This window comes from Methylococcus capsulatus str. Texas = ATCC 19069 (genome assembly GCF_000424685.1).
GTDB lineage: Bacteria > Pseudomonadota > Gammaproteobacteria > Methylococcales > Methylococcaceae > Methylococcus > Methylococcus capsulatus.
On the sequence record NZ_AUKJ01000018.1, the window covers coordinates 282,060 to 301,813 of the forward strand.

25 protein-coding genes are annotated in these 19,754 nt (G+C 63.0%); 18 read left to right on the top strand and 7 right to left on the bottom strand.

What is annotated here, in order from left to right:
* Positions 1-3 precede the first annotated feature (3 nt).
* Positions 4-234 (top strand): hypothetical protein, encoded by a 231-nt coding sequence (locus H156_RS0107510; protein WP_010959584.1) that lies wholly within the window; start codon positions 4-6, stop codon positions 232-234.
* A gap of 5 nt (positions 235-239) precedes the next feature.
* On the top strand, positions 240-1,082 hold the full coding sequence (locus H156_RS0107515) for an SIR2 family NAD-dependent protein deacylase (RefSeq protein ID WP_026046039.1): 843 nt from the start codon (positions 240-242) through the stop codon (positions 1,080-1,082).
* A 38-nt stretch (positions 1,083-1,120) separates the two neighbouring features.
* On the opposite strand, the gene H156_RS0107520 is transcribed toward H156_RS0107515, so the two are convergent.
* Entirely contained in the window at positions 1,121-1,870 is a 750-nt protein-coding gene (locus tag H156_RS0107520; protein ID WP_017366057.1) for a CxxCxxCC domain-containing protein, read from the bottom strand.
* 153 nt (positions 1,871-2,023) lie between these two features.
* On the opposite strand from H156_RS0107520, the gene H156_RS0107525 reads away from it, so the two are divergent.
* Positions 2,024-2,326, top strand: coding sequence for a hypothetical protein (locus H156_RS0107525; RefSeq protein WP_017366058.1), 303 nt, complete (start codon positions 2,024-2,026; stop codon positions 2,324-2,326).
* Between the two features lie 244 nt (positions 2,327-2,570).
* Positions 2,571-3,062 carry a PhoD-like phosphatase N-terminal domain-containing protein gene (locus tag H156_RS0107530; protein ID WP_017366059.1) on the top strand — a complete coding sequence of 164 codons (492 nt, stop codon included), beginning with the start codon at positions 2,571-2,573 and terminating at the stop codon, positions 3,060-3,062.
* Positions 3,063-3,110: 48 nt separating this feature from the next.
* Here H156_RS0107530 and H156_RS0107535 read toward each other — a convergent pair whose 3' ends face one another.
* From H156_RS0107535 to H156_RS0107560, 6 genes are all read right to left on the bottom strand, one after another.
* Complete coding sequence (locus tag H156_RS0107535; protein ID WP_017366060.1) at positions 3,111-4,700, bottom strand: SagB/ThcOx family dehydrogenase; 1,590 nt, start codon at positions 4,698-4,700, stop codon at positions 3,111-3,113.
* Positions 4,697-5,134 (bottom strand): ArsC/Spx/MgsR family protein, encoded by a 438-nt coding sequence (locus H156_RS0107540; RefSeq protein WP_010959590.1) that lies wholly within the window; start codon positions 5,132-5,134, stop codon positions 4,697-4,699. The genes H156_RS0107535 and H156_RS0107540 overlap by 4 nt, the downstream gene beginning before the upstream one ends.
* 7 nt (positions 5,135-5,141) lie before the next feature.
* Positions 5,142-5,393: a hypothetical protein gene (locus H156_RS0107545; RefSeq protein ID WP_010959591.1), complete on the bottom strand. Its 252-nt coding sequence runs from the start codon at positions 5,391-5,393 to the stop codon at positions 5,142-5,144.
* Positions 5,394-5,445: 52 nt separating this feature from the next.
* A complete protein-coding gene (locus H156_RS0107550; RefSeq protein WP_017366061.1) occupies positions 5,446-5,772 on the bottom strand; it encodes a monooxygenase system ferredoxin subunit in 327 nt (108 codons plus the stop codon).
* Between the two features lie 54 nt (positions 5,773-5,826).
* Complete coding sequence (locus H156_RS0107555; protein ID WP_017366062.1) at positions 5,827-6,414, bottom strand: hypothetical protein; 588 nt, start codon at positions 6,412-6,414, stop codon at positions 5,827-5,829.
* A 96-nt stretch (positions 6,415-6,510) separates the two neighbouring features.
* Positions 6,511-6,936 (bottom strand): response regulator, encoded by a 426-nt coding sequence (locus tag H156_RS0107560; RefSeq protein WP_010959593.1) that lies wholly within the window; start codon positions 6,934-6,936, stop codon positions 6,511-6,513.
* A gap of 514 nt (positions 6,937-7,450) precedes the next feature.
* Between H156_RS0107560 and nifH the strand changes: the two genes are divergently transcribed.
* The 14 genes from nifH to H156_RS0107630 form a co-directional block, all read left to right on the top strand.
* On the top strand, positions 7,451-8,332 hold the full coding sequence (nifH, locus tag H156_RS0107565; protein ID WP_010959594.1) for a nitrogenase iron protein: 882 nt from the start codon (positions 7,451-7,453) through the stop codon (positions 8,330-8,332).
* A gap of 98 nt (positions 8,333-8,430) precedes the next feature.
* Entirely contained in the window at positions 8,431-9,891 is a 1,461-nt protein-coding gene (gene nifD / locus H156_RS0107570; RefSeq protein ID WP_010959595.1) for a nitrogenase molybdenum-iron protein alpha chain, read from the top strand.
* Positions 9,892-9,997: 106 nt separating this feature from the next.
* Positions 9,998-11,557 carry a nitrogenase molybdenum-iron protein subunit beta gene (gene nifK, locus H156_RS0107575; protein WP_010959596.1) on the top strand — a complete coding sequence of 520 codons (1,560 nt, stop codon included), beginning with the start codon at positions 9,998-10,000 and terminating at the stop codon, positions 11,555-11,557.
* Positions 11,558-11,800: 243 nt separating this feature from the next.
* The gene (locus tag H156_RS0107580; RefSeq protein ID WP_010959597.1) at positions 11,801-12,169 is read left to right on the top strand and encodes a 2Fe-2S iron-sulfur cluster-binding protein; all 369 of its coding nucleotides are present in this window, start codon (positions 11,801-11,803) and stop codon (positions 12,167-12,169) included.
* 439 nt (positions 12,170-12,608) lie between these two features.
* Positions 12,609-14,291 carry a nitrogenase iron-molybdenum cofactor biosynthesis protein NifE gene (gene nifE / locus H156_RS0107585; protein ID WP_010959598.1) on the top strand — a complete coding sequence of 561 codons (1,683 nt, stop codon included), beginning with the start codon at positions 12,609-12,611 and terminating at the stop codon, positions 14,289-14,291.
* A 7-nt stretch (positions 14,292-14,298) separates the two neighbouring features.
* Positions 14,299-15,672 (top strand): nitrogenase iron-molybdenum cofactor biosynthesis protein NifN, encoded by a 1,374-nt coding sequence (gene nifN / locus H156_RS0107590; RefSeq protein WP_017366064.1) that lies wholly within the window; start codon positions 14,299-14,301, stop codon positions 15,670-15,672.
* A gap of 43 nt (positions 15,673-15,715) precedes the next feature.
* Positions 15,716-16,141 (top strand): nitrogen fixation protein NifX, encoded by a 426-nt coding sequence (gene nifX, locus H156_RS0107595; RefSeq protein WP_017366065.1) that lies wholly within the window; start codon positions 15,716-15,718, stop codon positions 16,139-16,141.
* Complete coding sequence (locus tag H156_RS0107600) at positions 16,134-16,613, top strand: NifX-associated nitrogen fixation protein (RefSeq protein ID WP_017366066.1); 480 nt, start codon at positions 16,134-16,136, stop codon at positions 16,611-16,613. Before nifX ends, H156_RS0107600 begins: the two co-directional genes overlap by 8 nt.
* A 14-nt stretch (positions 16,614-16,627) precedes the next feature.
* A complete protein-coding gene (locus tag H156_RS0107605) occupies positions 16,628-16,819 on the top strand; it encodes a CCE_0567 family metalloprotein (RefSeq protein ID WP_010959602.1) in 192 nt (63 codons plus the stop codon).
* Between the two features lie 10 nt (positions 16,820-16,829).
* On the top strand, positions 16,830-17,138 hold the full coding sequence (fdxB, locus tag H156_RS0107610; RefSeq protein ID WP_017366067.1) for a ferredoxin III, nif-specific: 309 nt from the start codon (positions 16,830-16,832) through the stop codon (positions 17,136-17,138).
* 49 nt (positions 17,139-17,187) lie between these two features.
* A complete protein-coding gene (locus tag H156_RS0107615) occupies positions 17,188-17,781 on the top strand; it encodes a nitrogen fixation protein NifQ (protein WP_017366068.1) in 594 nt (197 codons plus the stop codon).
* Positions 17,760-18,830, top strand: a complete 1,071-nt coding sequence (gene ygfZ, locus H156_RS0107620) for a CAF17-like 4Fe-4S cluster assembly/insertion protein YgfZ (protein WP_026046040.1) — start codon at positions 17,760-17,762, stop codon at positions 18,828-18,830. Before H156_RS0107615 ends, ygfZ begins: the two co-directional genes overlap by 22 nt.
* Positions 18,831-18,882: 52 nt before the next feature.
* Positions 18,883-19,263 (top strand): Co2+/Mg2+ efflux protein ApaG, encoded by a 381-nt coding sequence (apaG, locus tag H156_RS0107625; protein ID WP_010959606.1) that lies wholly within the window; start codon positions 18,883-18,885, stop codon positions 19,261-19,263.
* Positions 19,264-19,317: 54 nt separating this feature from the next.
* Positions 19,318-19,754, top strand: a 437-nt coding sequence (locus tag H156_RS0107630) for an ATP-dependent Clp protease proteolytic subunit (RefSeq protein ID WP_026597593.1), incomplete at its 3' end; no start/stop codon positions are given.

Below are 19,754 nucleotides of genomic sequence, written 5' to 3' on the forward strand. Positions count from 1 at the left end.
CCCATGACGACCCCAGAAAAAATCGAATCCTTGATCCATGTCCGCTTCGCGCCCAATGGCACGGTCATGGAAATCGGCGAGCGCCCGCCGGGCGTCGAGGCGCAGACCTGGTTCAACTACCTAAGCCAGAACACGTCCAACTGCTACCAGGCACTGGCCGGCGGACGCGGCATGTTCCGGCTGCCGCGTCCGCAAGTGGATGCGCTCAAAGCCGCCCTTTCATCCGCGGGGTGAACCTCATGACGGCAACGATACCCACCGAGATTCAGGCCGGGCTGGCCGGCGGCCAGGTCATTCCGTACCTGGGTCCTGGCGTGCTGGATCTGGACGGCGGCAGCGCCGTACCCAGCGCTCCGGAAACCCTGGTGGAGCTGATCACCGCCAAGGTGACCGTGCCCCACAAGATCCGCAGGAATCTCACTGCGGCGGGGCAATACATCGAAAACTTCAAGCATCGCAAGACCCTCGTCGGCCTGCTCAAGGAGGCTTTCGCCGCGGCGCCGGCGCCCAACGGTCTGCACCGGTATCTGGCGGGGCAGCCGTTGCCGTTGGTCGTCGATGCCTGGTACGACGCCAGCATGGCGGCGGCGCTGGCCGGGCGGTCCGATTTCGGACAGGTCCAGGGGGTGAGCCGCGCCGAGCATTTCGGCGAGTGGGTGCATTATTTCCACGCCGATGGAAGTCCTGCCGCAGAGGCGGACGCTGCGAACTGGAATCTCCTGCTCTACAAGCCACTGGGCGGTATCGCCCCGGCCGCAAACTTCATCCTGTCCGACTCGGACTACGTCGAAGTGTTGACGGAAATCGACATTCAGACGCCGATCCCGGAACCCGTAAAGCAGATCCGTAGCGGTCGCCACTTCCTGTTCCTGGGCTGCCGCTTCCGTACCCAGCTGGAGCGGACCTACGCACGGCAAATCATGAAGCGCTCGTCGGATCTGCACTGGGCGGTGCTGCCGGACGAGCCGACCCGCAACGAAGAGCGTTTCCTGGCGGAGCAGCGCATCCGGCGGATCGATCTGCCGCTCGAGGACTTCGTGCGACGACTGGCGGGCGCGGCAGCCGCGCGACAGGCGGCTTGAGCCCAAGGGAATCCGCTTCGGGCCCGCCGAAGGCGTGTTCAGCTTGCCCGGATCGCGTCGTATACGCGGGCCATTTCGTCGGCGGCCACTTCGGTGACGGCGGCGGGGGCGAAAACATCCGTCCCGGACAACCACTCCCGGCAGCAATCCTCGTTGCGCAGGGCGATGCAGACGGCGTGATTGAGCTCATAGAGGCGGAATGCCAGCCCGGCGTCGCGCAGCGAGGACTGCAAGGCATTCTGGACCAGGCTGCGCACCACCCGGTGGGGTTCCGAATAGGGAATCTCGCCGGCGCGGCCGGCGGCGGCTTCGACGCAGGCGTGCACATCGTAGGAGGCGTGCCCGCGGCAGGCCAGGGGGCGGACCTGGTAGATCAGGCAGATCCCGTTCTGGATGTAGGGACAACGCAGCCGCAGCGCGACCCGCTGCGCCTCGTCCAGTCCGCGCGTCTGGGCGTCGGCGTCGGCGATGCGGGCGGGGAGGTCGATGCCGATGGACTTGAATCTGCCGTCACTCCAGCGGACGTAGCGGCCGATCATCAGCACTTCGGGCGCCGTGGCGGTGACCCGCAGCGTGCAGCAGGTCGCGCAGCCCTTGTGGCAGGCCAGCGGCGGCTGCCCTTCCGCCTGGATGTCGACGTTGCGGTCGAAGCTGTCCCAGGCCTGGAGCAGCAGGCCGTCGACGAGACCGTCGCTGCCTTGCCGTGTTTTCAGCGTTTCGGCAAAGGCCCGGTGCTGTGCCTTGAAGAAGGACAAAGGTCCGGAATCGCCGCCGTCATGTCCCGCCATTTCTGGGTCAGCTCCGCAAAAAGTTGTTGCCGTCTGCCCATGATAGCCGGACTGCCGGGTAATAACCATATTATTTGTAGTAGAATTGGGCCGAGGGCATCCGGTTCGGTTGTCCGGAGCAATTGATACACGTCGAGGAGCGAGGAGAAAAACATGGTTGGTGAGTTTTGGTATCGCGGAGAAAGATTCAGGGCCACGATTCACGGGCGTCCGGGCAAGGAAGAGCTGTTTCTGATCCACATGCTGGAAGACGACGAGGAGGGGCCGGAAATCTCGCTGGACCGTTTCGAGGATCCCGGCAACGATCCGAACCAGAGCCTGGAAGAGTGCCTGGCCATGCTGGCAGACCGGCTGATGAAGGAACAGGGGATTTCGGCCTCCAGGCCGGATGCGGACTTCGCCTGGGTCCAGCCGAAGACCGGCGTCAATGTGCACAGCGGCGTACAGGCCCATTGACGGGGAAAGCCCTGGACGGACCGGTCCGTCCAGGGCTGTTTGGCAGGGGAGGCAGTCCACCTTGGCCAGTCCGTCACCGAATCGTCATTGGCCGGCCATGGCTCTGACTTAATTCGGGCTTATGGTTCCTCGCTTCGATCAACCCCCCGCGAAGAGTCCCATGATCGCTGCCGCAGCGTCACACCCGCATACCGCCTTCCGATCCGGGTGCCGAAAAAATTCCGTTCAGACGCTCGTTCCCGCCTTGGTTCTGGCCTTGGCCGGCTGTGCTTCCGTCAATGCCGAGAATTCGGTTCCGCAGATGGAACAGGGCATTCAGATCGGGGATCCGGCTCCCGGCAGGGCGGTGATTTGGAGCCGGGCGGACCGTCCCGCGCGCATGATGGTGGAATACGCTTTCAGCGCTGATTTCGCCGGTTCGAAAACCGTTCGCGGTCCCTATGCCCTGGAAGGCACCGACTATACCGCCCGCCAGGAGCTGACCGGCTTGCCGGCGGGCAGGGACGTCCATGTAAAGGTCTGGTTCGAGGATCTGACCAATGCCCGCAGCCGGAGTGAGCCTGTGACGGGGCATTTCCACACCATCGGCAGGCGTGACGACATCCGTTTCGTATGGGGCGGCGACACTGCCGGTCAGGGCTGGGGCATCAACCCCGCTTTCGGCGGGATGAAGATCTACGAGACCATGCGCCGGGTGAAGCCCCGGTTCTTCATCCATAGCGGGGACACCGTCTAGCGTTCTCCCGTCACTCCGGACTGGGTCACGGAACCCGCACCGCGGCGATCAGGCCCGGTTTCGAGGGTAGGGCGCCTCGGTCGTGATCCGCGGATCATCCAACGGGCGGCCTACGGTGAAGTGATACAGCGACTGGAACGCCTTCCCGGACAGCCCCAGCAGTTCGTGGAAGGCATCGTCGAAGTAGCAGCCGATGCCCGTGCCGCGCAGACCACGGGCTTCGGCTTCCAGATAGAGCGCCTGGCCCAGGAGTCCCGCTTCCCAGTGAAGCTGGCGATAACGCCAGGGCGCGGCGTTCAGGATCCCTTCAAACTCCGCCAGCATCCCCAGGGCGAAGGCGCTGTCGGTGGCGATGGCCTGGTGGCAGCAGACGGTGCGGGCCAAGGGGCCGCAGCCGCCTTCCGCCAGCAGGAACAGCGGCAGGTGCCTCGGACAGTCCGAGGGTCGGGTCCAGGCGAAATCCGGCCGCAAGGCCGCGCGCAGCTTCGTTTCCGCGTCCCGGCTGCGCGGCAGGGCGTACAGCCCCGGAGCCAGTCCCGTGACCCGGTGGACGAACAGGACCGGGTGCAGGGCCGGTGTCAGGTCCCAGACGTCCCAGGGAGCGCAAGGTCGGGCCAGCAGCGCGTCCAGCAGGGCATAGAAATCGTTCCTCACCAGTTCGAACCGCCGGTCGAAGCGCTGGGCGCTGCGGCGCTGACGGATCACTGCGGCGGCGGCAACGGCCGGCAGATCGGCGCGAGGCGGATAATCCGTCTCGGGCGGGGAGGGAGTTGCTTGAACAGAACCCCGGCTGGCATCGGCCACCTCGTCGATGACGGGCCAGTGGTACATGGGGTGCGGGTCGAGGACGTTCGCCTTGCCGGCCCACTTCAGATTGCCGAACACAGGTGGAGGCAGCGGCGGGGCAGGTTCGATGAAGACCTCGAGCAGGAGTTCGGCTTCTTCGCCTTCGGCGCCGGCAAACTCGGACGCGCGGTCGAGCCCCAGCAGGCGGGCGGTGACGCCGGCATCCGCCATCTCCACCCGGCGCAGGCCCCATCCCAGGGCGGCGGCGGCGTAGCGCAGGGCGCCGATGGCGTGACCGGTGTCGAGCTGGCAGTAACGAAAAGCCCGTTCGCCGTATTTCCATGCCTCCCGCCAATGGATGGAGCTGAGGCCGATCAACAGCCGGGAGGGACCGTCAGCGGTGTCGGGCGTCGCCCGGGCCCGGCATTCGAGCGCATGGTCGCGGCTGAGGTAATGGTAGATGCCGTCGTCCAGCCCGTCGAGGTTCTGGCAGACTACGTAGCCTTCGGTGGGGTGGAGGTTGCCGCTGGAAGGATTGCAGCGCAGCGACCAGCGGTCCGGGCCGTATTCCTTCCAGGCCGACAAGGCCAGGGACAGTTCGAGCAGCAGGCCGACCGAATCCAGCGTCAAAGCGCGGGGCGGGACGGCGCCGGGCCGGTGCAGATCCGGATACGAGGTATCGAGACGATCCGCCAGCAGGGGAAGCCGGATTCGGTCGGTGCCTTCGAAAGTCCGGAATGGATCGGGCTGCGCGCTCCAGTCCAGGGTCTCGGGTCCTGCCGCGTAGCGTTCGAGCCGGTGTTTGGTGCGTTCGTGATAAGCGAATATGCGCCGCGAATCGCCGTCGTTCATCGGCCGATGGAATCCTCGAGAGCCGGGCAGGGATGAGGCCGGCGGCAGCTTTCCGGATCGGCGTCGGCCGTTTGCCGGCTGCTGCCGAGCCCGATCCAGGCCCGGATCGTTTCCGGATCGAAGCCGACCTCCCGCCGTTCCCCGACCCGCATGAGCGGACGACGGATCAGCAGGGGGTCCGCCAGCATCGAGGCGATCGCCTCCTCCGCGTCCAGGGATTCCGGGACGATTTCCCCTGCCTTGACGCGAGGGGCCGCACGGTTGAACCACTCGGCCACGGGGCGGTCGCCGAAAAACAGCCGCAGTTCGCCGGCGCGCCAAGGCGTCGCCAGGAGGTCGTGGACGATCAATTCGTGCCCGGCCTCGCGGAGCATCTGCTTCTGGCGCGCGTTGTTGGCACAGCCGGGTTTTTCGTAGAAGTGGACCCGAGCCATGGCGGTGTCAGCTCGCCCATGCCTGATGGGGTCGGTAATCGCCGGGGGCGATGGCCTCGGCTTGGCCGATCGCGCCGCATTTGAGGCAGTGTTCCAGCACGTTGAAGGCCTGGTCCGAACACAGATCGTCGCGCGATTGCTTGCAGCCGGTGGCGCCGCAGGTCTTGCAGGTATACAGGGTGCCATTGCAGGGCTCGCCGCTGCTTTTGCGCGTGCCTTGACACAATTTCAGAGCCGATTTGATCACCTGGTAGGTCATGGTTACTCCTTAGTCAGTGTGGTCTATGCGTGAAACTCGTGCCAGCTTTCATCTAGCTCAAATAATTGGCGGAAACGCCGTCGGTATCGATCAGGACTTCACCGTTTTCGATTTTCAGCGGATATTCGGCCAGAGTGCAGCGCTTGCCCTTGATGCAGCCACCATCGCTGTCGAACTCCCAATCGTGGTGCGCACAGGTCAAGGTCCTGCCGTCGAAACGGGCATCCGCCAGCGGCTCCCGGGCATGGGGGCACATCCCCTGGAAGGCGCGGGGCCGCCCGCCGCTTGGCCATACCACCAGCATCAGGGTGCGGTTGACCGCCACGACCTCGTATTTGCCTTCTCTTAGTTCGCTTTCGTCACAGGCCTTGGTGAACATGGCTGATCCTGCCGGTTGAGGGGGACGCCGTCGGCGGCGTCCCTTGTCGAAGGTTCAGACTGGGCGGTTGTCCGGGATACGGATCGGGCCCATGATCTTCAGGCCCTCCTCGAAACTGATCACGTCGAACTTCTCGTCGAAGTTTGCCGCGGCCTCCGCGACGGCGACCAGCTTGCCGGCCGTGTCGAGCTTCTTGAGGTCGTTCTTTTCGATGCGGAACAGTTCCAGCAGTTCGTTGTACACGGTCGCCTCATCCAGCGGCAGCACCCAGAAGGTGGCGCCGCGATGCGTGATCTGGTAGCGCCTGGAAATGTCCAGGTTGCCGGCGAAGAAAAAATACTTGCCGGCAGGCGATAGCTTGTCTCCCAGGACGTCCATGAGCAGATCGAGATGCTCCAGCGACAGCGCCACGCCAGCCAGGAAGGGAAGGGTGGGTTCGCCGGCTTTCGCCACGGTCATCACTTGATCGAACTTGATTTCGGGCGGGCGAGCCTCGTCGCTCACTTGCTGGGCGAACTTCAGGGCGATCATTCCGCGGAAGCCGAAGACCCCCGGCTGGGCAGTGGCGCCTTTGAAGACTGGGCTCAACAGCCGGTTTTCGTTTTCCAGGGACGCGAGGGGAGTTTCGCTAATGTTGGTCATGACGCTCCTTAAAAGTTGGTTTTCGGTGAAATAGACGGTATTGCGTTGAAACGAGGCGTGGGACGGGCTGAACCGCCCCGTTTTCGGCCGATGCACTCAGGTGACGACGACCGGGACGGCGAGCCTGACCTTGCGGCCCAGTTGCATGTCCACCTTCTGGCGAGCTTTTTCGATCGTGAGGGGTTTCGTCAGCAAGGAGTTCGCTCCCTGTTTGAGACATTCCTGCGCCAGGGGATCGGTGGCGGCGTCGGCCACCACGATGATCCGGATGTCTTCCAGACGCGCGCGGATTTCTGCCAGGACGTCGATGCCCCGGCTCCTGACCACGCCCAGCCCTAGCAGCAGTACCGCCGGTTTCCAGTCCAGCGCCTTGGCATAGGCGGCCTCGAGGCTGCCCAGTTCGTGGGTTTCGATTTCGTCGTGCAGCATGAACTGCAGGGCGGCACGGGTGATTTCGTCGTCGTCGACGACGAAGACCCGCCTGTCGTCCACCGCTCTTTCGGTATCGACGCCTATCTGCATGGGCTTCTCCTGATCGTTGGGGTTTTTCCGTCCGGTCGAACCGGCTGCGCCTTCCCTTGGCCTCCGGGGGCGCCACTCGAACCGTCGGCGCCCCAACCATGGAGACCTTCATCCCGAATCTTGCAATCCATGTGCCGTTCTCCGGCCGGTTTCCGGCAGGGTGGTCATTTCAAGGGCTTGGGCCGGATGACGGGCGATTTGAGAGAGGGAGGCTTGTGCCGTTCCCTACAAACAGTGAGGTTTTGTTGCGTTGTGAACATCCCCGAAACTCCTCCGGGTGTCCGTCCATGGGGGGACGTTTACAGGAATTTCATGTCGTTAGCGGGGCGTAAAGAAGGGTGGCACACCGGTTGCTTGGGAGCCAAGCGTGCAGCGTTCACTGCCGTGAAAGTGGCGGCGACAAGAAGAAGAAAAAGAAAGCGCCTTCCTCGTGCGGCGGGTCGGAGGTTCCAACATCGGCAGAACGCTGCTGGCCATGAAGCATCGATCATCCTGATTAATTCGGAGAAACACCATGTCAAGTCTGAGACAAATTGCGTTCTACGGCAAAGGCGGCATCGGCAAGTCCACCACCTCCCAGAACACCCTGGCCGCGCTGGCCGAAATGGGCCAGAAGATCCTGATCGTCGGCTGCGACCCCAAGGCCGACTCCACCCGTCTGATCCTGCACGCCAAGGCTCAGGACACCATTCTGTCCCTGGCCGCCGACGCCGGCAGCGTCGAGGACCTGGAGCTGGAAGACGTGATGAAGGTCGGCTTCCGCGACATCCGTTGCGTGGAATCCGGCGGTCCGGAACCGGGCGTGGGCTGCGCCGGCCGCGGCGTTATCACCTCGATCAACTTCCTGGAAGAAGAAGGCGCTTATGATGGCATCGACTACGTCTCCTACGACGTGCTCGGCGACGTGGTTTGCGGTGGTTTTGCCATGCCCATCCGCGAGAACAAGGCGCAGGAAATCTACATCGTCATGTCCGGCGAAATGATGGCCATGTATGCGGCCAACAACATCTCCAAGGGCATTCTGAAGTACGCCAACTCCGGCGGCGTGCGTCTGGGCGGCCTGATCTGCAACGAGCGCAAGACCGACAAGGAGCTGGAACTGGCCGAATCGCTGGCCAAGAAGCTGGGCACCCAGCTCATCTACTTCGTGCCGCGCGACAACATCGTGCAGCACGCCGAGCTGCGCCGCATGACCGTGATCGAGTATGCCCCGGATTCGGTGCAGGCCGGTCACTATCGCAACCTGGCGCAGAAGATCCACGCCAATTCCGGCAACGGCATCATCCCGACCCCGATCACCATGGACGAGCTGGAAGACCTGCTGATGGAGCACGGCGTGATGGCCCAGGTCGACGAGTCGCAGGTCGGCAAGACCGCGGCCGAGCTGGCGGCGTAAGGAGATCGGCGGCACGGCGGCGTGTGGTCGTTCCGGCCGCGCGCCGCTTCTGGGCCATCTGCCGGTCGTTTTTCACAACTCAATCAGGAGCTTTAGCAATGAGCCTCACAGTTGAGCAAGTCAAACAGAGAAACAAGGACCTCATCAAAGAGGTGCTTGAGGTTTATCCCGACAAGACGGCCAAGCGCCGCGCCAAGCACCTTGGCACCTTCGAAGAAGGCAAGCCCGACTGCGGGGTCAAATCCAACATCAAGTCGATCCCCGGTGTCATGACCATCCGCGGCTGCGCCTACGCCGGTTCCAAGGGCGTGGTCTGGGGCCCGATCAAGGACATGATCCACATCAGCCACGGTCCGGTCGGCTGCGGCCAGTATTCCTGGGCGTCGCGCCGCAACTACTACATCGGCACCACCGGCATCGACACCTTCGTCACCATGCAGTTCACCTCCGACTTCCAGGAGAAGGACATCGTCTTCGGCGGCGACAAGAAGCTGGAGAAGATCATCGACGAAATCGAGGAACTGTTCCCGCTGAACCACGGCATCACCGTTCAGTCGGAATGCCCGATCGGCCTCATCGGCGACGACATCGAAGCGGTTTCCAAGAAGAAATCCAAGGAATACAGCGGCAAGACCATCGTTCCCGTCCGTTGCGAAGGTTTCCGCGGCGTGTCCCAGTCGCTGGGCCATCATATCGCCAACGACGCGGTGCGCGACTGGGTGTTCGACAAGGCCGGCGACAAGCACCCCGAGTTCCAGTCCACGCCTTACGACGTCGCCATCATCGGCGACTACAACATCGGCGGCGATGCCTGGTCTTCCCGCATCCTGCTGGAAGAAATGGGGCTGCGCGTGATCGCCCAGTGGTCCGGTGACGGCACCCTGGCCGAGCTGGAAAACACGCCGAAGGCCAAGCTGAACGTGCTGCACTGCTACCGTTCGATGAACTACATCTCCCGCCACCTGGAAGAGAAGTACGGCGTGCCCTGGGTCGAGTACAACTTCTTCGGTCCCACCAAGATCGCCGAGTCGCTGCGCAAGATCGCCAGCTTCTTCGACGACAAGATCAAGGAAGGTGCGGAGCGCGTCATCGCCAAGTACCAGCCGCTGATGGATGCGGTGATCGCGAAGTACCGTCCGCGTCTGGAAGGCAAGAAGGTCATGCTGTTCGTCGGTGGCCTGCGTCCGCGTCACGTGATCGGCGCCTACGAGGACTTGGGGATGGAGATCGTCGGTACCGGCTACGAGTTCGGCCACAACGACGACTACCAGCGCACCACGCACTACGTCAAGGACGGCACGCTGATCTATGACGACGTGACGGGCTATGAGTTCGAGAAGTTCGTCGAAGCCATCCAGCCCGACCTGGTCGGCTCCGGCATCAAGGAAAAGTACGTCTTCCAGAAGATGGGCGTGCCGTTCCGCCAGATGCACTCCTGGGACTATTCCGGTCCGTACCACGGTTATGACGGCTTCGCCATTTTCGCCAGGGACATGGACATGGCCATCAACAACCCGGTCTGGGGGATGACCAAGGCCCCGTGGAAGAGCGCGGCTTAAGCCATAGCCGGAAGAGAAGGTCAGTAGGGTGCGCCTGGCGCACTACACATAGCAAAGCGGTGCGCCTCTCCTGGTGCATCCTACAACCGAGATTTGGAGTCTGAACATGAGTCAGAATGCAGAAAAAGTCCTAGACCACTTCAACCTGTTCCGCGAACCGGAATACATCAATCTGTTCGAGAGCAAGCGTAAAGAATTCGAGTTCATGCCGCCCGACCAGCAGGTCGAGGAAGTGCGTGAATGGGCCAAGACCGAGGAATACAAGGAAAAGAACTTCGCCCGCGAAGCGCTCGTGGTCAACCCCGCCAAGGCCTGTCAGCCGCTGGGCGCGGTCTTCGCGGCCGTCGGTTTCGAAGGCACCATCCCCTTTGTCCACGGCTCCCAGGGATGTGTGGCGTACTACCGCTCGCATTTCAGCCGGCACTTCAAGGAACCGACCTCCTGCGTGTCTTCGTCCATGACCGAGGACGCGGCGGTGTTCGGCGGTCTGAACAACATGATCGATGGTCTGGCCAACACCTACAACATGTACAAGCCGAAGATGATCGCGGTTTCCACCACCTGCATGGCGGAAGTGATCGGCGACGACCTGAACGCTTTCATCAAGACCTCGAAGGAAAAGGGCAGCATTCCGGCCGATTTCGACGTTCCGTTCGCCCATACGCCGGCCTTCGTCGGCAGCCACATCACCGGCTACGACAACGTCATGAAAGGCATCCTGCAGCACTTCTGGGACGGCAAGTCCGGCACCGTCGAGCCGCTGGTGCGCCAGCCCAATGAATCCATCAATTTCCTCGGCGGTTTCGATGGCTACACGGTCGGCAATCTGCGGGAAATCAAGCGTATCTTCAATCTGTTCGGCATCGACTACACCATCATCGGCGATAACAGCGACGTGTGGGACACCCCCACCGACGGCGAGTTCCGCATGTACGACGGCGGCACCACCCTGGAGCAGGCGGCCAACGCGCTGCACGCCAAGGCCACGATTTCCATGCAGGAGTTCTGCACGGAGAAGACGCTTCCCTTCATCGCCGAGCATGGCCAGGAAGTCGTCGCTCTGAATCACCCGATCGGCGTGAAGGGGACCGACAGGTTCCTGATGGAAATCTCGCGCCTGACCGGCAAACCGATTCCGGTGGAGCTGGAGAAGGAACGCGGCCGTCTGGTGGATGCCATCGCCGATTCCACCGCCCACATCCATGGTCAGAAGTTCGCCATCTACGGCGATCCCGATCTGTGCTACGGCTTGGCGGAATTCCTGTTGGAACTGGGCGCGGAGCCGACCCATGTCCTCGCCACCAACGGTGGCAAGGCCTGGGAAACCAAGATGCAGGCACTGTTCGATTCGTCGCCGTTCGGCAAGAACTGCAAGGTCTACCCCGGCCGTGACCTGTGGCACATGCGCTCGCTGCTGTTCACCGAGCCGGTCGATTTCCTGATCGGCAACACCTACGGCAAATATCTGGAGCGCGACACCGGCACGCCGTTGATCCGCATCGGCTTCCCGATCTTCGATCGCCACCACAAGCACCGTTATCCGGTGTGGGGCTATCAAGGCGGCCTGAATGTTCTGGTCTGGATTCTCGATCGCATGTTCGAGGCGATCGATGCCAACACCAACATTCCCGCCAAAACCGACTACAGCTTCGACATCATTCGCTGAGTCGCGGCACGTAGGTCTTTTCCTCCTGTCCGCGCGGGTGCCCCCTTCACCCGCGCGGCAGGCCGGAAAAGGTCCGTTCGCAAGCCATCGCTCTGCCCCGTGTCCGGCAGGACAGTGCCATGGCAGCAGTCCCGGTAAATACTTCACAAAAAGTGTGGTTATTTTCGATACAATGCCTTGTGGGCGCGGGATTCGTCCCGCCCGCCCGGATTTCCTTCCAACTGGTCGATCAAGGACAACAACATGGCTAACGTGACTTTTTCCTCCCCGCTCTTGCCGAAGGACGTCACCGTCTACGCGGTGGCCGGCGATACCCACACCCTCCTCAAGGTGGCGCAGAAGAATAAGATTCCCCTGCCCTTCGAGTGCGAGGACGGCAACTGCGGCTCCTGCGTGATGGAGGTGGTGTCGCTGTCGGACAAGCCCTTCATGGCGCAGGACCTCACCGAGAAGGAGCGTGCCACCCTCGTGGCGGCGGGCAAACTCTCCAAGGCGGAGATCGAGGAAGCGGTCGTCAACGACAGGCCGCCGCGCTATCGCCTGGCCTGCCAGTACATCGTCCGCGACGAAGACATCCTGGTCCGGTTCAGCGGTGAGCCCGGCGTCGTCTGAGTACAGTGACGTTATTCGTCGGCAACGCCGGTGGTTTGTCCGCCGGCGTATCCTCCGTCTGACCCGGAACTTGCGGACCACTTCGGACCACACCGTCGCTCCGAGATAAACCGGATCGCCTCGCCACAGACGTCTTCCTCGTCTTCGCAGGGAGATCACAGCCCGCATTCCCCCCGCGCGGTCGGGGGCTCCCTCGCATCCCAAGGGGGTGTCTTCGGCGGGTCCCCAAGTTTTAGGCATTTCCCCGTTTTTTGCTCGGTCGTTTCAATCGAACCGCGGTTACTCGACTTGTGCGTTTTCTTACATCGCTCGCTCGGTTTGTTGACAAGGCAACAGCCAGCGTCGTGACCGGGGTTCGGAAATCGGCACGAAATCAATTGGATGTACGGATGGCACATCCTCTGCATGACTGATGTACGTGCAGTCGCGGAGGTGGGGTATGAGCAGCTTATCGAGCAAGATTCAGGACGTCTTCAACGAGCCGGGTTGCGGCAAGAACCAGGGCAAGTCCGAGAAGGAACGCAAGAAGGGCTGCACCAAGCAGTTACAGCCCGGCGGGGCCGCCGGCGGCTGCGCCTTCGACGGCGCCAAGATCGCCCTGCAGCCGATCACCGACGTGGCCCATCTGGTCCACGGCCCCATCGCTTGCGAAGGCAATTCCTGGGACAACCGTGGCTCCAAGTCCTCCGGCTCCAACCTCTGGCGCACCGGTTTCACCACCGACATCAACGAGACCGACGTGGTGTTCGGCGGCGAGAAGCGGCTGTACAAGTCCATCAAGGAGATCGTCGAGAAATACGACCCGCCCGCGGTCTTCGTCTACCAGACCTGCGTGCCGGCCATGATCGGCGACGACATCGAAGCCGTGTGCAAAGCGGCCTCGAAGAAATTCGGCAAGCCGGTGATCCCGGTCAACTCGCCCGGTTTCGTCGGTCCGAAAAACCTGGGCAACAAGCTGGCGGGCGAAGCCATCCTCGACCATGTCATCGGTACCGAGGAGCCGTCCTACACCACGCCTTACGACATCAACATCATCGGCGAATACAACCTGTCCGGCGAGCTTTGGCAGGTGAAGCCGCTGCTGGACGAGCTCGGCATCCGCATCCTGTGCTGCATCTCCGGCGATGCCAAATACCGCGACGTGGCCTGTTCGCACCGGGCCCGGGCGGCGATGATGGTCTGCTCCAAATCGATGATCAACATCGCCCGCAAGATGGAGGAGCGCTACGGCATCCCCTTCTTCGAGGGTTCTTTCTACGGCATCGGCGACACCAGCGACGCCTTGCGCGAGATTGCGCGGCTGCTGATCGAGCGGGGCGCGCCGGCGGAGCTGATGGAGCGCACCGAAGCCCTGATAGCCCGTGAGGAAGCCCGGGCCTGGGCCGCGATCGAACCGTACAAGAAGCGCCTGACCGGCAAGAAGGTGCTGCTCATCACCGGCGGCGTGAAATCCTGGTCGGTGGTGGCCGCGTTGCAGGAAAGCGGCATGGAGGTGGTCGGCACCAGCGTGAAGAAATCGACCAAGGAAGACAAGGAGCGCATCAAGGAGATCATGGGCGAGGACGCCCACATGATCGACGACATGACGCCGCGCGAAATGTACAAGATGCTCAAGGAGGCCAAGGCCGACATCATGCTGTCCGGCGGGCGTTCCCAGTTCGTGGCTCTGAAGGCCAAGATGCCCTGGCTGGACATCAACCAGGAGCGCCATCACGCCTACATGGGCTATGTGGGCATGGTGGAACTGGTCAAGGAAATCGACAAGGCGCTGTTCAATCCGGTTTGGGAGCAGGTGAGGAAGCGCGCACCGTGGGAGGAAACCACCTGGGAAGAGCGGGCCGACGCGGCTCTCGCCGCCGAAGCCGCCGCGTTGGCCGCCGATCCGGAGCTGGCCAGGGCGCAGCGCCGCGCCGCCCGCATCTGCAAGTGCAAGGCGGTGGACCGCGGCGCCATCGAGGACGCCATCCTCGCGTACGGGCTGGAAAGCGTCGAAGCGGTCACCGAGCGTACCCACGCGGGCAGCGGCTGCACCGGTTGCACCGGAACGATCGCCGGCATCCTCGACGGCATCGAAGACTGGCGGCCGGCTCCCTCGGCTGAACCGGCAAAACGGGCAGCGTGAGGCGGCCATGGCCAAGGTCACCCATTCGCAGAAATCCTGTACGGTCAACCCGCTGAAAATGAGCCAGCCGATCGGTAGCGCGCTGGCCTTCATGGGACTGAAGAACTGCATGCCCCTGTTCCATGGCTCGCAGGGCTGCACCTCGTTCGGCCTGGTGCTGTTCGTGCGCCATTTCAAGGAAGCGATCCCGCTGCAGACCACCGCCATGAGCGAGGTCGCCACGGTGCTCGGCGGCCTGGAAAACGTGGAGCAGGCCATCCTCACCATCGCCAACCGGCAGAAGCCCGCCATCATCGGCATCTCCTCCACCGGGGTGACCGAAACCAAGGGCGATGACGTCGACGGATACCTCAAGCTGATCCGGGAAAAGCACCCCGAGCTGGATCACATCAAACTGGTGTACGTCTCCACGCCGGATTTCAAGGATGCATTCCAGGACGGCTGGGCCAAGACCGTGACCCGGATGGTCGAGCAACTGGTCGAACCGGTACCGGCCGATACCGTGCGCGATCCGGCAAAGGTAAACCTGTTGCCGGGCGCCCATGTGACGCCGGGTGATCTGGACGAACTGCGCGACCTGATCGAGGCCTTCGGGCTGGAGCCGGTGATCCTGCCCGATCTGTCGGGATCGCTGGACGGGCATGTGCCCGACGATTTCACTCCCACCACCATCGGCGGCATCTCGCTGGAAGAGATCGCCGGCATGGGACGCTCGCGCCATACCATCGCGGTGGGCGAGCAGATGCGGCCTGCCGCCGGGGCGCTGGAGAAAAAGACCGGCGTTCCGTACACCCTGTTCGACCGCCTCACCGGGCTCGAAGCCAATGACGGACTCATCGCTCTGCTGGCGGGGCTGAGCGGCCGGCCGGTGCCGAACAAGATCAAGCGCCAGCGCAGTCAGCTGGTCGATGCCATGCTGGACGGGCATTTCCATTTCGGCGGCAAGCGCATCGCCATCGGCGCCGAACCGGACCTGTTGTGGACGCTGAGTGGCTGGTTCCATGAAATGGGCGCCGAGGTCGCGGCGGCGGTGACCACCACCGAATCGCCGTTGCTGGAGCGCATCGCGACCGACGAGGTGCTGCTCGGCGACCTGGAAGATCTGGAGGCGCGTGCCGCCGGGTGCGATCTGCTGGTCACGCATTCCCACGGCCGGCAGGCGGCGGAGCGGCTGGCGATCCCGTTCTACCGCATCGGCATCCCGATGTTCGACCGCCTGGGGGCGGCGCACCAGACCATCGTCGGCTACCGGGGGACCCGCGATCTAATTTTCGAGATCGGTAACTTGTTCATTGCCAGCGGCCACGAGCCCACCCCTGAAACCTGGGCTTATCCTGAGGAAACGGGACATGTTGGCGAGAAGACGCTTGCGGCTCATTAAAGCCCCAGACGTATCGGACGAATCGTTTAATCGCGGAGGAAGCATGAAAGTCGCATTCGCTACCCAGGACCTCAAGCGTGTCGATGCCCACTTCGGCTGGGCCAAGAACATCGCCGTCTACGAGCTTTCCGCCGAAGGCGCGGACTTCGTCGAGGCGATCCAGTTCGAAGGCGACCTGCAGGAAGACGGCAACGAGGACAAGCTGGCGCCCAAGCTCGAGGCCATCAGGGACTGCGCCATCCTCTACGTGGCCGCCATCGGCGGCTCCGGGGCGGCGCGGGTCGTGGCTCAGGGCATCCATCCGATCAAGGTGCCCCAGCCGGAACCGATCGCCGAGCTGCTGGACAAACTGCGGGATGTCCTCCGGGGCAACCCGCCGCCCTGGCTGCGCAAGGTGCTGGCGAAGGAAAACAAGGGTCGGGAACGTTCATTCGATTTTGAAGACGACGAAGAGGTGCAACATGGCTGAAGCAGCCAAAGTCATGGCGGAAGTCCCCGCCTCGCCGATGGAATCGGCGTTCATCAAGGAGCTGGTCAAACAGTGGCGAGCCCAGGATTCGTACGGAACCTGGGAGGGCAAGAGCGACGAACAGTTGCTCGATCCGTACATCTTGGACAAGGAGAAACGCGCGTCGATTCCCATCATCGGCGATCCCGATCCGGAAACCTTGTGGCGGCTGGAGCTGTTTTACAACGCCGTGGGCCTTTCGATCGAGCGTGCCACCAAGGTGATGGTCACCCCGATGATGAAGATGTCCCATGAAGGTTTCGGCCGCATGGTCCTGATCGCCGGTCGGCTGATCGTGGTCAACAAGCAGCTGCGGGACGTGCACCGCTTTGGCTTCCCTTCCATGGAGAAGCTGGCCGAGGAGGGCGAAAAGCTGGTGAATGCCGGTGTCGAAATGATCCGCCGCTATCCCGATGTGGCGAATTACAGTTGATCGGAGGTTCGTCGATGAGTGAAGGAGCAGAAGAACTGAAGGCCAAACTGAAGAAACTCAACGCCCAGGCCACGGCGCTCAAAATGGACCTGCACGATCTGGCGGAGGACTTGCCCACCGGCTGGAACAGGATCATGGAAGTCGCCGAAAAGACCTATGAGGCATACCGCCAGCTCGATGAATTCCGTAAGAGCACGGCCAGTTAGGAGTCAAATCATGAGTGAATTTTCCGTGACCCTCCCCAGTGGGAAAGTCTGGGTGCCGAAGTTCGTCGGCGAGATAAACCAGGACAAGTGCATCGGCTGCGGGCGCTGCTACAAGGTCTGCGGGCGTGAGGTGCTGGAAATGGTCGGCATCAACGAAGATGGCGAAGCCGTCGCCATCGGCGCCGGCGAGGACGATGACGACGACGAGTACGACAAGAAGGTGATGTCGATCGCCAATGCCGACAACTGCATAGGCTGCGAGTCCTGCGCCAAGATTTGCCCCAAGCAGTGCTACACTCACGTACCCTTGGCGGCTTGATCCAGGGTTTGTGGGGCGTGTTTTTCATTGGTGCCGGGGAGGGAGGAGCATGCTGGCCAGAAACGGCGTTTTCAGCCATGACCCCTTGCTGGCTTATGCCGAGAATCCGAGCGAGCCGTTGACTCTCGCGTTTGCATCGGCCATAGAATTGGCGCGCAGTTCATCCAGGCTGGCAGGCCGCGGCTGCTTCGGCCTCGATCCCGCCGAATTCTGCACGCTGCTCGACCGCTATTTTCCCGGCGCGCGCGGCGTTTACGTCAAGCCGGCGGGCGGAGCGGGGCGGGCGCCGGGCGATGAGTTCGACTCCCTCCTGGGCCTGCTGCTCGAACATTGTCGCGGCGACGCCGTGGAATCCCGCTGGCTTGCGCATGCCATCGCCGCCTGCTGCATGGGCGACGACCACCTGTGGCAGGACATGGGGCTGGCAGACCGGAAGACGCTCTCGGATCTCCTGGCGCGCCATTTCCCCGCGCTGTACGCTCGCAACGACGGCGGCATGCGCTGGAAAAAATTCTTCTACAAGCAGCTCTGCGAGCGCGAAGGTGCCCATGTCTGCCGTTCGCCGACCTGTGCGGAGTGCGACGAATATGCGAACTGTTTCGGACCGGAGGAGGATGACGCATGGCAGCCGGTGAAGCGTTGAAGGGACAGATGCCGGGGTGCGCCGCCGTGAATGCGCCCGCCGAATGGATGGATTTTCTGGACCGCCGCGGCGCGTCCGGCGGTGAAGGCGCGGAACTGGCGCTGGGGGGCGACCTCATCGCGGATCTGTCCCATTTCGGGCTGATCGAAGTCAAGGGCGAAGAGGCCGGCAAGTTCCTGGGCAGCATGCTGACCGGCGACGTGCGCCTGGTGTCGGAGACCCTGGGCCAGTTCACCAGCTGGTGCGACGGCAAGGGAAGGATCCAGGCGACGTTCTGGCTGTTCAAGCGGGGTGGCGCCTATTACCTGTTGCTGCCGGAGGCGCTGCTGCCCGGCGTGATCACGCGGCTGAAGATGTTCCTCCTGCGCACCAAGGCGACCATCACCAATGCCAGCGGTACGCTGGCCCGGATCGGCCTGTCTGGCGCCGGGATCGCCGACACGCTGGGCTCGGCCTTGCCGGAGCCACGGGGCGGTACCATGTCGGTCGGCGACTGCACATTGCTCGCCCTGGGTGGCGAACCCAGGCCGCGCTGGCTGGCCGTCGGCACTTCCCCGGCCGTGAGCGCGCTTTGGAACAAGGCTGCGGCGTCGGCCCGGCCCGCGGGCGCTGGTGCTTGGGCCTTGCTGGATATACTGGCCGGTATTCCTTACGTCACCACCGAGACGGCCGGCGAGTTCATCCCTCAGATGCTGGACCTCGAAGCGCTCGGTGGTCTGAGCTACAAAAAAGGCTGCTACCCCGGACAGGAGGTGATCGCCCGGTTGCATTACCGGGGCCAACTCAAGCGCAAGGTCTTCCTGGCTCATGCCGACTGTCCGGAGGTTCCCGCACCGGGCACCCGGCTCCATCGGCCGGGGTTCGACGAAAGCGTCGGTCTCGTGGTCTCGGCGGCGAAGGATGGGCGAGAGTATCCGGTCACCATGCTCGCCGTGGTCGTGCTCGAACGAAAGGCGCAGGGGGACATCCGCCTCGGCAGTGCCGACGGTCCATTGCTGGTGTTCGCCGACCAGGACGATGATCCGCCGCATTCCGACGCCGGCTGCTGAGGCAGCGAGGTCCCGTGATTTTCACGTTGATCCTGAACGAAAGGACAATGCCATGCGACGTAAACCCTATGAACTGAAAGTCGAAGTCAAAGCCGTCTATCTGCGGGAGCACTCCCGGCCCGATGCTCATCAGTACACCTTCGCCTACACCGTGACCATGGAGAACACCGGCACCGTTCCCGCCAAGCTCCTGGGCCGGCGCTGGATCATCACCGATGCCAACGGCAAGACGGTGGAGGTGGTCGGGGAGGGCGTCGTCGGCGAGCATCCGTATCTCCGGCCCGGCGAGGCTTTCGAGTACACCAGCGCCGCGACCATCGCCACCCCGGTCGGCAGTATGCACGGCAGCTATCAGCTGATCGCCGACGACGGGATGCCATTCGAGGCGCCCATCGCCGCGTTCAGCCTCGCAATCCCGCGCCGGCTGCACTGAATCTCCCACAGGACGAGGACGAATCCGATGAATTTCGTGAAGGGCGGGTACGGCATGGATTACGCGACGAGGGCCGCCGGCGGACTGGTTCCGGTGGTGATCGAGCAGTCGGCGCGCGGCGAGCGTGCCTTCGACATTTATTCGCGGCTGCTGAAAGAGCGCGTGATTTTTCTGGTGGGCCAGGTCGAGGACTACATGGCCAATCTGGTGATCGCGCAGTTGCTGTTCCTGGAATCGGAGAATCCCGACAAGGACATACATCTCTACATCAACTCCCCCGGCGGGCTGGTGACGGCGGGACTGGCGATTTACGACACCATGCAGTTCATCAAGCCGGACGTCAGCACCCTCTGTGTCGGCCAGGCCGCCAGCATGGGGGCACTGCTGCTGGCCGGGGGCGCGGCCGGCAAGCGCTACTGCCTGCCGCATTCGCGGATCATGATTCACCAGCCGCTGGGGGGATTCCAGGGGCAGGCCTCGGACATCGACAT